Source organism: Bifidobacterium pseudocatenulatum DSM 20438 = JCM 1200 = LMG 10505 (assembly GCF_001025215.1).
GTDB lineage: Bacteria > Actinomycetota > Actinomycetes > Actinomycetales > Bifidobacteriaceae > Bifidobacterium > Bifidobacterium pseudocatenulatum.
In genome coordinates, this window is sequence record NZ_AP012330.1 from 2,224,198 (window position 1) to 2,239,016 (window position 14,819).

The following is a 14,819-nucleotide window of genomic DNA, read 5'->3' on the forward strand; positions in this document are numbered from 1 at the left end:
CGGAATGATTCGCACGTAACTATATGCAACTACTCGGATTGAGATATCGATAACAAAGGAAGAAGATTGATGATAAAGCAGCGAAGCGTGAATCAGATTACGGGAATAAAGAGTTCGTCGGTGCGTGTGAACAGGCATCGGGCGGATTGGCGTGGTTGGAAGTTCATGTGGCCGTTCGCGTTGGTGTTCACTTTTGTGTTCATCATTCCGATTCTGTACGCGATCTACATCAGCTTCTTCCAGAAGCAGATGGTCGGGGGTACCCAGTTCGTGGGAATCAACAATTACATTCGCCTGTTCCACGACCAGCAGTTCTGGAGCTCGGTCGGCAGGGTCGCGCTGTTCACCTGCGTGCAGGTGCCAATCATGCTGTTCCTGTCGGCGGCGATGGCCCTGGCGTTGGATTCCATGAAGCTGCACGGCGCGAAGTTCTTCCGCATCTCCACGTTCCTGCCGTACGCGGTGCCGGCCGTGGTGTCGACTTTGGTGTGGGGCTTCATGTACGGCGCGAAGTACGGTCTGGTCGGCTCCCTGAACGACTGGCTGGGCACGAACCTCGACGTGCTGAGCCCAAGCGTGCTGCTCGCTTCGATCGGCAACATCGTGACGTGGGAGTTCACCGGCTACAACATGCTGATCTTCTACAGCTCGCTGTCCACGATCCCGCATTCGCTGTACGAGGCCGCCTCGATCGACGGGGCGTCCGAGTGGCAGATCATCAAGTCCATCAAGCTGCCCGAACTGAAAGGCTCGCTCGCGATCACGGTGATCTTCTCGATCATCGGCTCGTTCCAGCTGTTCAACGAGCCGAGCATCCTGCAGAACATGGTGCCGGGCAACGCGATCACCACGTACTACACGCCGAACATGTACGCGTACAACCTGAGCTTCGCGGGCAACCAGTCGAACTACGCCGCCGCCCTGGCGATCACGATGGCCGTGATCACGATGGCGATCGCGTACGCGGTACAGCTCAACAGCATGAAGGAGCAGATGAAGTAACGCCCGGTGGCGCGAACCATCCGCATATAGGGGAAGAAACGCTAAGGAGCATCGAAAATGAGTGACGCAACAATCGCCGCGGGCACGGAGCAGAGGCTCACCGCTCAGGAGCTCAAAGCCCAGGAGAAGGCCGCGAAAAAGACCGAGAAGGAACGCCTCAAGAGGGTCGCGCGCGACGAGAAGGCCGAGCGCAAGAGGGCTGCGAAGTCCGGCTTCGCGAACGTGGCGAACCCGCGCAGGAGCACGCTGCTGACCATCGTGTGCGCGCTGTTCGCGGTGTACTGCCTGTTCCCGTTCGTGTACCTGCTGATCAACGCCACGAAGACGCAGGCGGACTTCACGTCCACGTTCGGTCTGGGCTTCGGCCGCACGTTCGCTTTGTGGGACAACATCAAGACCGTGTTCACCTACCAGGACGGCATCTTCGGACGCTGGTTCCTGAACACGATCCTGTACGTGGTCGTGGGCGCCGGCGGCGCGACCCTGCTCGCCATCATGGGCGGGTACGGCCTGGCGAAGTTCCGTTTCCCGGGACGCAAGGCCGTGTTCGCGGTGATCATCGGCGCCATCTCGGTGCCGGGCATCGCCCTGGCCGTGCCGCAGTTCCTGCTGTTCGCCAAGCTGAACCTGACGAACACCCCGTGGGCCATGATCATCCCGAGCCTGGTGTCGACGTTCGGCCTGTACCTGATGTGGATCTTCTCCGAGCAGGCGGTTCCGACGGAATTGCTTGAAGCCGCGCGAGTTGATGGAGCTTCAGAGTTCCGCACGTTCTTTCAGGTGTCCCTGCCGCTGTTGGCTCCGGGCATCGTGACGACGGCCCTGTTCACGATCGTGGCGACGTGGAACAACTACTTCCTGCCGTTGATCATGCTGAAGGATTCGAACTGGTATCCGCTGACGATCGGTCTGAACCAGTGGAAGGACCAGGCGAGCACCGCTGGCGGTCAGGCGATCCAGAACCTGGTGATCACGGGCTCGTTGATCACGATCGTCCCGCTGGTCATCGCGTTCCTGTGCCTGCAAAAGTACTGGCAGTCCGGTCTCTCGGCCGGCGCCGTCAAAGAATAACGGAGCCACAGTCCCACCGACTGCCCCGCACCACGATTGTTGACGAAAAACGGTAATCGAAGGCGCATTATGTGCATAAGGAGGACAGAATAAAACAAGATGAAGAGGTGTGTGCATCTAATACTTGCACACACCTCTTCATGTATTGCGGCAACCGAGATATGCGGATAGCATCCGAGCTTCACACAGAATCAGCCTCCATGAAGCACCCCTGTATATGCAACATGTCTCCATCACAAGCATTTATTTCTGTTTACTAGATGAAGATACAAAAGAAGCGATGAAACTGACGAGATTTCACATCAGAGGTATGCCTACAATGAAGCCACAACGGAAAAACGGCTCCGCACGAAGCATGAACCAACAAACGAAACGACGAGCCGCGTGAAAGGAAGAAAAATGCAGAACAATACCTTCGACCAGATCGCCAGCGCCAACACCGTTTCCATGGATGCCGGCCTCAGCCAGTTCGCCTTCGCCAAAGCCTCCTCCACCTTGTTCAAGAAGGTTTTCAGCAAGTAAGATTCCTAAAAGTCTTTATCAAACGCCTCGGCTGCTGTGATGAACCGGTTCAGCAGCCGAGGCGTTCTCATATATGCTCCTGTAACGGGCGGAGACCTCCCCGCCCGTTACAGACCGTCCGGCGGCCAGTCGAAACAAATCGCGGTTACGCGCCGACCAATTCGAGCATCTGCGGAATGCTCTTCTTGCCGAACTCGACCCGCTGCGTGCCGTCGGCCCGTGTGATGACGATGCAGGGCACGCTCATTGCGCCGTATTGGTCCTTAAGCTCAGGAAAATGCGAAACGTCGTAGGCCTCGGCGCGCACGGCAGGGTTTAGCGAGGCGAGGCGTTGGGAGGCGAGCACTGTCTCCGGGCACATCGTGCAGGTGAGCGAGACGAGAATCATGATATTCAGCGGGCTTGCAATGGACTTTGCCCGTTCGATCAGATCATCGCCCAACGGCTGACCAGGACCAGCCACGTTGTACAGGCCCAGCACGAACGAATTAAATTCATGACCGGAGGGCACGCCATGGAAGGCGAGACCAGTCGGCTCGCCATCCACCACCATGCGCACGCATGGACGCGCTGCCGGCAGCACGCTGTCGACGTCGAATACCGCACGACCCGTATCATCCTTCTCGTACTCACCATCATCCACCGTCGATTTCAGCTTGCCACCGGACAGCGCGACCAACGCATCGATGAATCCCCGCAGTTCCGTGGACAGCGGCGTATCGTCCAGTTCCAGAGCAAGCGTGACCGGCCGAGACATGCGGCCAAAGACCACGTTGAGCTGCTGTCTGGTGGCGTCGGAGAACAATTCGCCGGGCTTCCTAACGGCGTTCGCCGCGGCATCGGCGTTGCGTTTGGTGGCGGGCGCAGGCGTAGGTGTAGGCGCTGTAGCGTCCAACGAGGCAGCATCTGTCTTCGTTGTGGACTGCTCGTAGGCGCAAGAGACCGGGCGCTGTGGCGTCAAACCGGTTTTCTCGCTCATCCGCTTGGCGTACCGTTCCAACTCCACTGCGGCAATAGCGCCATCGGCGGTGGCAGTAACCACTTGCCGCAGGTTCTTGGCCCGCAGATCACCGGCTGCATACACGCCCGGCACCGAGGTTTCGAGATAGCCGTGCGTGACCACGTAACCATAATCGTCCAGCTCCACCACGCCGCGCACCAGATTCGTGGCGGGCACATATCCGGCGAACACGAACACGCCGAACGTGCCGCCATCAACAGGTTTCCACGTTTCGGTCTGGCCAGTGGCCCGGTTTAGGATCGAAGCTTCACGTAAACCACCTTGCCCGGCAGTGACACCTTGCAGCTCGACCTGGTAACGCACGTCGATCTTCGGATTGTTTTTTGCTGCGGCGGCCACCGCAGCGTCGCAAGTGAAGTCCTGTTCCCGTACGAGAACGGTAACTTTGGAGGCGTATGTGGTCAGAAACACGGATTCCTCGGCTGCTGCGAACCCTCCGCCGACCACCAGTACTTCCTTGCCGGCAAAGAACTCGCCATCGCAGGTGGCGCAGTAGGCCACACCGCGGCCAGCATATTCGGACTCCCCTTCGAACCCTAGTTTGCGTGGGCTGGCACCGGTGGCGATGAGAATACCAAAAGCTTTCAAGTCGCCGCGCGAAGTATGCACGGTTTTGACATCGCCATGCACGTCGAGGCCGATGGCTTCGGCGGAAAGGAATTCAGCGCCGAAATCCTGCGCCTGTTGACGCATGGTCTGGGTAAGCGCACGGCCAGTGGTGCGGCCAACGCCCGGATAGTTGACCACCTCATTGGTGATGGTGATCTGTCCGCCAAAATCATCTTTCTCGAGAATCAGTACGCGATATCGGGCACGGGCCAAATACAATCCCGCCGTCAGACCAGCGGGACCGCCGCCGATGACTATGACATCGTACAAATCATTTCGAGACATAACGACTCCCTTCGTGCCTTGATCTGGCTATTCAGGAGGTGCCCGGAGGATTCTCCTGGGCACCCCGTCGGATTAGCTTGACAAGCCGTCCGTCAAGCGACGATCACAGTTGACCAACAAGATCAAGGCTAGGTTCAATAGTGTCCTCGCCTGGAGTCCAGTTGGCAGGGCAAACCTGATCGCCATGTTCGTGGACGAACTGAGAAGCTTGCACACGGCGTAGCAGTTCTTCGGCATTGCGGCCCACATTGGAAGAGATGACTTCATAAGCCACGACCTTGCCTTCGGGGCTCACAATGAAGTCACCGCGTTCGGCCATGCCATCGACTTCGTTGTAGGTGTCGAGATCCTTGGCCAATAGAGCGGTCGGGTCGGCAAGCATCGGATATTGAATCTTGGCGATCCTTTCATTGGCGTCATGCCATGCCTTGTGCACGAAGTGGGTGTCGCAGGAGACAGAGTAGACCTCGCATCCAATTTCCTTGAACTTGGCGTAGTTGCGGGCCAGATCCTCAAGTTCAGTGGGGCACACGAAGGTGAAATCAGCCGGGTAGAAGAAGAACAGGGACCAGTGGCCGAGCACATCAGCCTTGGTCACCTCATGGAACTCGTTGTTCTGGAACGCGTTCACCTTAAAATCGGTCAGTTCATGCTGCAGGAGAGTCATCATCGGTCCTTTCGCTGATTGTCAATTATCGGGCTTCTGCCGTTTTCCATCGTAACGTGATTCTCTGGAATCCGCGCGGGCGTAACGCGTGAGCCTCATCACATCATTACTAACAGTCACGCTGACGGACCATGCGATGCAAGGGTGTTGTGGATTGGGAGCCTCCCGCGCGCCGCGGGAAACAAGAACCAAAAGACAAAAAAAGGGGTTCCCGGAGCGTCACGCTCGACGGGAACCCCGACGTTGAATGCGGCGGCGTGCTACTCTCCCACACCCTCTCGAGTGCAGTACCATCGCCGCGACCAGGCCTTAGCTTCCGGGTTCGGAAAGGGACCGGGCGTCTCACCTGGGCCATGACCACCGCAAAACCAATATAACGGCCAACCACAAGGATCGGCCGGCAGAACCGGAACCACGCCACGATTCCGATCGTGGCGGTCCGGGAACCGGACAACGGACGCGAGCAACCAAACGCTTCACCGGTATCGTTTCCGTGACCACAAGAAACAATGCTCCTTGCCATCCAACGAAAGAAACCACCACAGGACGAGACCCGACCCAACAAGCGGGTCGGAAAAAGTGTGCCGCGTTCGCCCGTTAGTACCGGTCGGCTCCACCCCTCGCGGGGCTTCCACCTCCGGCCTATCGAACACGTGTTCAACATGCGGGCTTCGGACGCTCCGGGGAGCGTCAAGGAATCCTAATCTTGGAGCAGGCTTCCCGCTTAGATGCTTTCAGCGGTTATCCCTCCCGAACGTAGCCAACCGGCCATGCCGCTGGCGCGACAACCGGCATACCAGAGGTCCGTCCACCCAGGTCCTCTCGTACTATGGGCAGGCCTCCTCAGGATTCCAACGAGCGCAGAGGATAGAGACCAAACTGTCTCACGACGTTCTGAACCCAGCTCGCGTGCCGCTTTAATCGGCGAACAGCCGAACCCTTGGGACCTGCTCCAGCCCCAGGATGCGACGAGCCGACATCGAGGTGCCAAACCATCCCGTCGATATGGACTCTTGGGAATGATCAGCCTGTTATCCCCGGGGTACCTTTTATCCGTTGAGCGATGCCGCGCCCGTGCGCCGGCACCGGATCACTATCTCCGACTTTCGTCCCTGCCCGAACCGTCGTTCTCGCAGTCAAGCCCGCTTGTGCGATTACACTCGAAACCCGATTGCCAACCGGGCTGAGCGGACCTTTGAGCGCCTCCGTTACTCTTTGGGAGGCAACCGCCCCAGTTAAACTACCCGCCAGGCACTGTCCCTGAACAGGATGACTGTTCGAGGTTAGACGTCAAACGAGAACAGAGCGGTATTTCACCTTGCGGCTCCACACGGGCTGGCGCCCATGCTTCGAAGCCTCCCGCCTATGCTACACAATCCGCGCCTAACGCCAATACCAAGGTATAGTAAAGGTCCCGGGGTCTTTTCGTCCTTCTGCGCTTAACGAGCATCTTTACTCGTACTGCAATTTCGCCGAGCTCCTGGTCGAGACAGTGGGGAAGTCGTTACGCCATTCGTGCAGGTCGGAACTTACCCGACAAGGAATTTCGCTACCTTAGGATGGTTATAGTTACCACCGCCGTTTACCGGGGCTTGAATTCACCGCTTCACCCCAAAAGGGGCTGACGGATCCTCTTAACCTTCCGGCACCGGGCAGGCGTCAGTGCATATACAGCGGCTTGCGCCTTCGCATGCACCTGTGTTTTTGGTAAACAGTCGCTACCCCCTGGTCTGTGCCACCCCCCAACGCTCCGAGGGCAAGCCTCTTCACGCCCGGGGGTCTCCCTTATACCGAAGGCACGGGAGTGATTTGCCGAGTTCCTTGACCAGGATTCGCTCGATCGCCTTGGTATTCTCTACCTGACCACCAGTGTCGGTTTGGGGTACGGGCGGCGACGCCCCTCGCGCCGAGGCTTTTCTCGACGGCCTGGACCACCGGATATCGCGTCCAAAGGACGCCCATCATCACACCTCACCCTATGCGTCCCACGGATTTGCCTATGGGACGGGCTGCGTGCTTGACCACGGAAAACCACCTCCGCGGCCGGCTCCCATTCCGTGTCACCCCTGTGCGCTAGCCTACCAGGACTACGCTCCCAACGACCGCGGACCCCGAACCCCGAAGGGAACGACGCCACGCGACCGGAGGTTAGTACTCATCCGTTCGGCTCTTACGGTACGCCGCCGGTACGGGAATATCCACCCGTTCATCCATTCGACTACGCCTGTCGGCCTCGCCTTAGGACCCGACTCACCCGGGGACGACGAACGTGGCCCCGGAACCCTTGGTCATCCAGCGGACGGGATCCTCACCCGTCTCTCGCTACTCATGTCTGCATTCTCACTCCCGCGCGGTCCACGGCACGGTTCCCCGGCCGCTTCGCCCCACGCGGGACGCTCTCCTACCCAACGGCCGCAAAGGCCGCTGCCGCGTCTTCGGTGGTGTGCTTGAGCCCCGCTACATTGTCGGCGCGGAACCACTAGACCAGTGAGCTGTTACGCACTCTTTCAAGGATGGCTGCTTCTGAGCCAACCTCCTGGCTGTCTATGCGACTCCACATCCTTTCCCACTTAGCACACGCTTCGGGACCTTAGACGACGATCTGGGCTGTCTCCCTCTCGACGACGGAGCTTATCCCCCGCCGACTCACTGCCGGAATACACATCCACGGTATTCGGAGTTTGGCTGCTATTGGTACCCGACACGGGCCCGCAAGCATCCAGTAGCTCTACCCCCGCGATGCAATCAACCGACGCTGCACCTAAATGCATTTCGGAGAGAACCAGCTATCACGGAATTTGATTGGCCTTTCACCCCTAGCCCCAGGTCATCCCCCCGGTTTTCAACCCAGGTGGGTTCGGTCCTCCACGCGGTCTTACCCGCGCTTCAACCTGCCCAGGGCTAGATCATCCCGCTTCGGGTCCAGGGCGCGCGACTCAAAACGCCTTTTGAGACTCGCCTTCGCTACGGCTCCCCCACCACGGGTTAGCCTCGCCACGCACCACTGACTCGCAGACTCATTTTTCGATAGGCACGCCGTCACCCCACAAGGAGGCTCCGACGGATTGTAGGCGCACGGTTTCAGGAACTCTTTCACTCCCCTCCCGGGGTGCTTTTCACCTTTCCCTCACGGTACTGGTACGCTATCGGTCAGACAGGTATGCTTAGACTTACCCCACGGTCGGGGCCGATTCACACGGGATTCCACGAGGCCCGCGCTACTTGGGACACATGATCGGAAGACGGCAAGCTTCCAGGTACGGGGCTGGCACCCTCTGCGGCCAGGCCTTCAAGCCTGTTCCCCTGGCAAGCCGTTTTATGACTCCCGCCCGGTCCGTCGGAACCGGGACACACGCTCCCGCAACACCACGAACGCAACCCCCGACGGGTATCACGCGCCCATGGTTTGGTCTGATCCGCTTTCGCTCGCCACTACTCACGGAGTATCCCTTCCTGCAGGTACTGAGATGTTTCACTTCCCTGCGTACCCCCGGAACAACAAGGTTCCGTGCCGGCCCATGACGGCCGGCGGGTTGCCCCATTCGGAAATCCTCGGATCGAAGCCATGTTGGAGGCTCCCCGAGGCTTATCGCATCCTCAAACGTCCTTCATCGGTACTGTCTGCCAAGGCATCCACCATACGCCCTTCAGGGCGGCACACGCCCCGAAAAAACCCAATGATAGCTTCAAACGCCAGACGACAAATCATCACACTGTAAAAAATGATCACAAAACGATCGATCTCGAAACCAGACTCCAAAAAAGAAGCCTGGCGAAATCGCGATAAAGCAAACGATGACATCACATCATCGCATTGCTCGCGTCCACTATCCAGTTCTCAAACCACCACGCGCCCCGACCGGACCCGACCCGCGGCCCGCAAGGCCGACGGCGTCCCACCAGGGGCATCCGGAAAACCGCACGCACCCAAAACGGATGCGGGTGGCGGTCCGGGAACCCAAAAGCATATCCGCACCACTCCCCGCCGGCCCCAAGGACCCGCGAAGCCAACGATCTCTTCCACACCAGCACGCCCACACGAACCCGGGAACCATCCCCGGCGCATGGGCCACACGACGGACGCCAGACCGGCGTCCTGAAAAACTCCGTAGAAAGGAGGTGATCCAGCCGCACCTTCCGGTACGGCTACCTTGTTACGACTTAGTCCCAATCACGAGTCTCACCTTAGACGGCTCCATCCACAAAGGGTTAGGCCACCGGCTTCGGGTGCTACCCACTTTCATGACTTGACGGGCGGTGTGTACAAGGCCCGGGAACGCATTCACCGCGGCGTTGCTGATCCGCGATTACTAGCGACTCCGCCTTCATGGAGTCGGGTTGCAGACTCCAATCCGAACTGAGACCGGTTTTCAGGGATCCGCTCCACGTCGCCGTGTCGCATCCCGTTGTACCGGCCATTGTAGCATGCGTGAAGCCCTGGACGTAAGGGGCATGATGATCTGACGTCATCCCCACCTTCCTCCGAGTTGACCCCGGCGGTCCCCCGTGAGTTCCCACCATGACGTGCTGGCAACACAGGGCGAGGGTTGCGCTCGTTGCGGGACTTAACCCAACATCTCACGACACGAGCTGACGACGACCATGCACCACCTGTGAACCCGCCCCGAAGGGAGGCCATATCTCTACGGCTGTCGGGAACATGTCAAGCCCAGGTAAGGTTCTTCGCGTTGCATCGAATTAATCCGCATGCTCCGCCGCTTGTGCGGGCCCCCGTCAATTTCTTTGAGTTTTAGCCTTGCGGCCGTACTCCCCAGGCGGGATGCTTAACGCGTTAGCTCCGACACGGAACCCGTGGAACGGGCCCCACATCCAGCATCCACCGTTTACGGCGTGGACTACCAGGGTATCTAATCCTGTTCGCTCCCCACGCTTTCGCTCCTCAGCGTCAGTAACGGCCCAGAGACCTGCCTTCGCCATTGGTGTTCTTCCCGATATCTACACATTCCACCGTTACACCGGGAATTCCAGTCTCCCCTACCGCACTCCAGCCCGCCCGTACCCGGCGCAGATCCACCGTTAAGCGATGGACTTTCACACCGGACGCGACGAACCGCCTACGAGCCCTTTACGCCCAATAATTCCGGATAACGCTTGCACCCTACGTATTACCGCGGCTGCTGGCACGTAGTTAGCCGGTGCTTATTCGAAAGGTACACTCACCCGAAGGCTTGCTCCCGATCAAAAGCGGTTTACAACCCGAAGGCCGTCATCCCGCACGCGGCGTCGCTGCATCAGGCTTGCGCCCATTGTGCAATATTCCCCACTGCTGCCTCCCGTAGGAGTCTGGGCCGTATCTCAGTCCCAATGTGGCCGGTCGCCCTCTCAGGCCGGCTACCCGTCGTAGGCTCGGTGGGCCGTTACCCCGCCGACTACCTGATAGGACGCGACCCCATCCCATACCGATGAAATCTTTCCCGACACCCCATGCGAGGAGTCGGAGCATCCGGCATTACCACCCGTTTCCAGGAGCTATTCCGGTGTATGGGGCAGGTCGGTCACGCATTACTCACCCGTTCGCCACTCTCACCACCAAGCAAAGCCTGATGGATCCCGTTCGACTTGCATGTGTTAAGCACGCCGCCAGCGTTCATCCTGAGCCAGAATCGAACCCTCCACAAAAAAACTTTGCAGAAAGCCAACATGTGACTCTCAAAAACAAGAAAATTGACGATCGCCTTATAAGGAAAGGCGCATCGCACGAAAACCTCACCGTCCTTCAAGGCCTCCCGGCCACTCGCGAACGAGCGGACGATGAACTGGCAATCATTGACTATAAAGAAGTAGTACAAATACGCTCTTGAGTTCTCAAACCACCACCGCTCACCCGCCTCGAGGCACCCCAACCGGGGAACCACTCGCCGAGCGGCAGCAAGAGATAAACCTACAGCACAATCCCATTCCACGCAAATCGGGCATGACGAAACAAGACGCGGACCCTTGCAAACACTGGAAAGCGTCGGCGTGTCGAAATCCGTCTTTCTTACACCATAAATCGCAAAACCAACTCCAGCACAACCCAAAAATCGTCAGAAAAAGCTGATTGCCGCGTGTCACACAACGCAACAACACGGCAATCAGCAGATCAACAGCGCATCACAGCAAGTCACAGACGATCGGAAAGCCAATCGAACACCAAACGCAATGCGCGAGCGCTACGGAATCCGTAACAGGCATGGCAGGCGTTATCGAGCTTGTAGAACGTCACATCCTTGCCAAGCGCTTTCAACGTGGCATACAGGCGACAACTCTGATTGAACGGCACCAACTGATCGCGGCCACCATGCATGATCAGCGTTGACGGAGTGGGCATATCGGCACTCAGATAAGTCATAGGCGAAGCCGGGGCGCTCAAATCCGGATGTTCAAGCACGTCACCGCCATCAATCACCACACCTTCCGGGCACTGCGGATCACTGTGGTTCTGCGAACTCGGATAAAAGTTCATCTTCGCGAAATCAGTAGGGCCATGCCAATCCACGATCGCGTTCACTTCGACGCTTTCCTCGGCATAGGCATCCGTATCAGGCGCGCGATTGCCAGTGAACCCAGCCATCAACACCGTATGACCGCCCGAAGAATCGCCCCACAGCGCAATACGATCCTTGTTGCAATGGAAGCGTTCGGCATTCTTGCGCATGAAACGCACCGCAGTCTTGCAATCCTGCATCTGCGCGGGGAACGGCGCAATATCGCTGTGACGATACTTCAGCGCAGCCACCACATACCCCTGCTCGGCAATACGCACGAAATAATTCGAGCAATCGGTCACATTCTGCTCGTGGAATGCCGAACCGCGCACAAACACAATCACTGGCCAACCACCTTCCGGCATTGCGCCCTCGGGCATATTGTCAACGCCAGGCGTGAACACCCACATCGGCAAATCAACACTGCTGTCATCAGCCAGCTGACGGGTCACGTATGTAACCTGCTCGATATTCACGGGATATCCGAAATCATCCTGGTCCAAGTCGGAAATCACTTGGCAGCCTTCCGGAAACTCATCAGTGTGCGGGAAGAACTTAGTCTGCTCGCGGCGTCGGAATCGGGGCAAGCTGTGTCGGCGACGGCGGCGCCACCATCGATTCGATATCGATTGCCCCGATCGCCGTAACCGTCTCGGTCGTTTCGGCAGTCTCGGCCGCATCAGCGCCATCATCTGCAATGTTTTGTGCAATATCAGTAGTCATAATGCACCTCTCATTCCTTTCCATGCATGATTATTAAGATTGCTTTTCTCGAATTTGATTGCCCGATGTTCCCTGTTTCACGTGAAACATCAGAAGTTACGTCGTGCGGCTATACCTAAGATATGAGCAAAAAGATCGCAGTATTGACGGGGGCGGGGATTTCCACGTCCGCAGGTATTCCCGACTTCCGTGGACCGGATGGCGTCTGGACTAAGCACCCTGAACAAACGCAAGTGTATGACATCGAAGCATTCCTTTGCCACGAGGAAGATCGCAAGTATTCCTGGCGTTGGCAGAAGGAATCACCCGTGTGGACCGCACAGCCGGGCACCGCACATAAAGCGCTCGTCAAACTGGAACAGGCTGGCATGCTGACGCTGCTCGCCACACAAAACTTCGACGCATTGCATGAAAAAGCCGGCAATAGCAGCGACGTCATCGTCAATCTGCATGGCACCATCGGTACCTCGCACTGCATGAAGTGCCATGCAAAATATGACACCGCCGACATCATGGCGAATCTCGACAACGAACCCGATCCGCACTGCCATCGCAGACTGCCCTACAGCGGCAACATGCCATGCAACGGACTCATCAAAACCGACGTGGTCTACTTCGGCGAGGCGCTGCCGGACGGCGCGCTCGAAAAATCGTATCGACTCGCAACGCAGGCCGACGAACTGTGGGTCATCGGATCCACGCTGGAAGTCATGCCCGCGGCAAGCATCGTGCCCATAGCCGCAGAGGCGGGCGTGCCGATCACCATTATGAACATGGGACGCACGCAATACGATCGGTTGGCCGACCGGCTTATCCACGACGATATCGCCGTCGCCCTGCCGCAGCTCGTCGACGAAACCATCACCGCCGAGCAGTAAGCCGCACAGTAAATACGTTTTCTCGTACGTCTTGCAGTACCGGCACAAATCGTTGGAATTACACCGGTTTTGGTTGGTCGTTACCAAAATCCGAATTTTTCAACGACAAAAATCCGAATGACGTAACGGCTAGTCAAGCAATATAAACAACAAAAGGGTCTTGGATTGCTTTGCGACAATCAGAAATCATCGCAAGGCTTTCCAAGACCCTTATTGGTTATCAAATACTGAAAAACGGTACTGAAATCAGTAAATGCGCTTCGGCTGGAAACCGGCTTCCCGCAATGCCTCGAGCACACGATCAATGTGGTCGGGACCATTCGTTTCAACCGTCACGCCCAAAGCCACGGCATTCGCGTAATGGCTGGACGCCTTGAACTGGTCGTGATCCAGCGCGATAACGTTCGCACGCTGCTCGGCCAGCAATGTGGCGACCTTCACCAGCTGTCCCGGGGTATCGGGCAGCTCGACCTCGAAATGCATGATGCGGCCACGCGTGATCATACCCTTCTGAATCACAGCGCCAATGGACACAGTGTCTTCATTACCGCCAGACATGATCGGCACCACCACATGCGGACCCTTCGCCTCAGCGAACTTGCGCGAGCGCAGGTTGAGGTGCTCGAGCGCAGCCAGAGACACAGCGCCGGCAGCCTCAACCACCAGCTTGTGCTTTTCGAGCATGAGCAGGATCATCTCGTTGATGTCACGCTCGGTCACGGTGACGATGTCGTCAAGGAATTCGTTGAGCAGCGCGAACGTGAGATCGCCCGGACGCTTCACGGCGACGCCCTCGGCGGACGTGCGCACCTGGTCGGCGGCAACCACATGACCTGCGGCCAGCGAATTCTTCCATGCTGGGCTACCCTCCGGAATCGCGCCGATCACGCGCACTTCCGGCTTGAACGTCTTGATGGCGAGCGCCACACCGGCACCAAGACCGCCACCGCCCAGCGGTACGACCACGTCGGTGACGTTCGGCACGTCTTCGAGGATTTCAAGGCCGATGGTGCCCTGACCGCACAGCACCTCGTAATCGTCGAATGGCGGCACGTAGATCATGCCTTCGGTGTCGCTCAATTCCTGGGCGCGGGCTGCGGATTCGTCGAACACCTCGCCGTACAGCACCACGTCTGCACCGTACGCCTTGGTGGCGTCAACCTTCAGCGGCGGAGTGATCTGCGGCATGCAGATCGTTGCCTTCGCACCACGTTCGCGAGCCGCATAGGCCACGCCCTGCGCATGGTTGCCCGCGGAAGCGGTGACAATGCCGCGAGCCAGCTGCTCATCACTCAGGGATGCGATCTTGTTGTAGGCGCCGCGAATCTTGAACGATCCGGTGACCTGGAGATTCTCAGGCTTGAGCAGAATCTCATGTCCGGTCATGTCGGACAGCACCTTGGACGGAATGATTTCCGTGTGGCGCGCAGTGCCCTTGAGTCGTTCGGCGGCTAGTTTCAGTTCAGCTGCGTGATCGCGCTGCAATGCTTTGAGAACCTCGTTTTGTTCCATGAGCGTTATTGTAAGCGTACGTCTGCCGAAACTGCCTTATC

Annotated in this window: 9 protein-coding genes and 3 rRNA genes; 4 read left to right on the forward strand and 8 right to left on the reverse strand. The window is 58.1% G+C overall.

Annotated features, from left to right (window positions below):
• Nucleotides 1–69 precede the first annotated feature (69 nt).
• The 3 genes from BBPC_RS09000 (at nt 70) to BBPC_RS10200 (ending at nt 2,595) form a co-directional block, all read left to right on the forward strand.
• Nucleotides 70–1,002, forward strand: a complete 933-nt coding sequence (locus BBPC_RS09000) for a carbohydrate ABC transporter permease (protein ID WP_004221058.1) — start codon at nt 70–72, stop codon at nt 1,000–1,002.
• A 57-nt stretch (nt 1,003–1,059) separates the two neighbouring features.
• Nucleotides 1,060–2,073 carry a carbohydrate ABC transporter permease gene (locus tag BBPC_RS09005; protein ID WP_034885812.1) on the forward strand — a complete coding sequence of 338 codons (1,014 nt, stop codon included), beginning with the start codon at nt 1,060–1,062 and terminating at the stop codon, nt 2,071–2,073.
• Nucleotides 2,074–2,472: 399 nt separating this feature from the next.
• On the forward strand, nt 2,473–2,595 hold the full coding sequence (locus BBPC_RS10200; protein WP_004223384.1) for a hypothetical protein: 123 nt from the start codon (nt 2,473–2,475) through the stop codon (nt 2,593–2,595).
• Nucleotides 2,596–2,740: 145 nt separating this feature from the next.
• On the opposite strand, the gene BBPC_RS09010 is transcribed toward BBPC_RS10200, so the two are convergent.
• From BBPC_RS09010 to BBPC_RS10155, 7 genes are all read right to left on the reverse strand, one after another.
• Complete coding sequence (locus BBPC_RS09010) at nt 2,741–4,510, reverse strand: FAD-dependent oxidoreductase (protein ID WP_004223385.1); 1,770 nt, start codon at nt 4,508–4,510, stop codon at nt 2,741–2,743.
• A gap of 103 nt (nt 4,511–4,613) precedes the next feature.
• Nucleotides 4,614–5,177, reverse strand: coding sequence for an alkyl hydroperoxide reductase subunit C (gene ahpC / locus BBPC_RS09015; protein WP_033524429.1), 564 nt, complete (start codon nt 5,175–5,177; stop codon nt 4,614–4,616).
• A gap of 247 nt (nt 5,178–5,424) precedes the next feature.
• Nucleotides 5,425–5,542 (reverse strand): 5S ribosomal RNA (rrf, locus tag BBPC_RS09020).
• A gap of 213 nt (nt 5,543–5,755) precedes the next feature.
• A 23S ribosomal RNA gene (locus BBPC_RS09025) occupies nt 5,756–8,837 on the reverse strand.
• A gap of 452 nt (nt 8,838–9,289) precedes the next feature.
• A 16S ribosomal RNA gene (locus BBPC_RS09030) occupies nt 9,290–10,817 on the reverse strand.
• Together the 16S, 23S and 5S rRNA genes form the textbook arrangement of a ribosomal RNA operon.
• Nucleotides 10,818–11,301: 484 nt before the next feature.
• Nucleotides 11,302–12,180 carry an alpha/beta hydrolase gene (locus BBPC_RS09035; RefSeq protein WP_004223916.1) on the reverse strand — a complete coding sequence of 293 codons (879 nt, stop codon included), beginning with the start codon at nt 12,178–12,180 and terminating at the stop codon, nt 11,302–11,304.
• A gap of 40 nt (nt 12,181–12,220) precedes the next feature.
• Nucleotides 12,221–12,388 (reverse strand): hypothetical protein, encoded by a 168-nt coding sequence (locus BBPC_RS10155; protein WP_171025392.1) that lies wholly within the window; start codon nt 12,386–12,388, stop codon nt 12,221–12,223.
• A gap of 122 nt (nt 12,389–12,510) precedes the next feature.
• On the opposite strand from BBPC_RS10155, the gene BBPC_RS09040 reads away from it, so the two are divergent.
• Nucleotides 12,511–13,266: an SIR2 family NAD-dependent protein deacylase gene (locus BBPC_RS09040; RefSeq protein ID WP_004223912.1), complete on the forward strand. Its 756-nt coding sequence runs from the start codon at nt 12,511–12,513 to the stop codon at nt 13,264–13,266.
• 246 nt (nt 13,267–13,512) lie between these two features.
• Here the strand turns inward: BBPC_RS09040 and ilvA are convergent, their stop codons facing one another.
• Nucleotides 13,513–14,778: a threonine ammonia-lyase gene (gene ilvA / locus BBPC_RS09045; RefSeq protein ID WP_004223909.1), complete on the reverse strand. Its 1,266-nt coding sequence runs from the start codon at nt 14,776–14,778 to the stop codon at nt 13,513–13,515.
• Between the last annotated feature and the right edge of the window lie 41 nt (nt 14,779–14,819).

Coding starts and splice junctions, on each gene's coding strand:
- BBPC_RS10200 (WP_004223384.1), top strand. CDS start 2,473: ATGCAGAACAATACCTTCGACCAGATCGCCAGCGCCAACACCGTTTCC.
- BBPC_RS09040 (WP_004223912.1), top strand. CDS start 12,511: ATGAGCAAAAAGATCGCAGTATTGACGGGGGCGGGGATTTCCACGTCC.
- ilvA (WP_004223909.1), bottom strand. CDS start 14,778: ATGGAACAAAACGAGGTTCTCAAAGCATTGCAGCGCGATCACGCAGCT.
- BBPC_RS09010 (WP_004223385.1), bottom strand. CDS start 4,510: ATGTCTCGAAATGATTTGTACGATGTCATAGTCATCGGCGGCGGTCCC.
- ahpC (WP_033524429.1), bottom strand. CDS start 5,177: ATGACTCTCCTGCAGCATGAACTGACCGATTTTAAGGTGAACGCGTTC.
- BBPC_RS10155 (WP_171025392.1), bottom strand. CDS start 12,388: ATGACTACTGATATTGCACAAAACATTGCAGATGATGGCGCTGATGCG.
- BBPC_RS09000 (WP_004221058.1), top strand. CDS start 70: ATGATAAAGCAGCGAAGCGTGAATCAGATTACGGGAATAAAGAGTTCG.
- BBPC_RS09005 (WP_034885812.1), top strand. CDS start 1,060: ATGAGTGACGCAACAATCGCCGCGGGCACGGAGCAGAGGCTCACCGCT.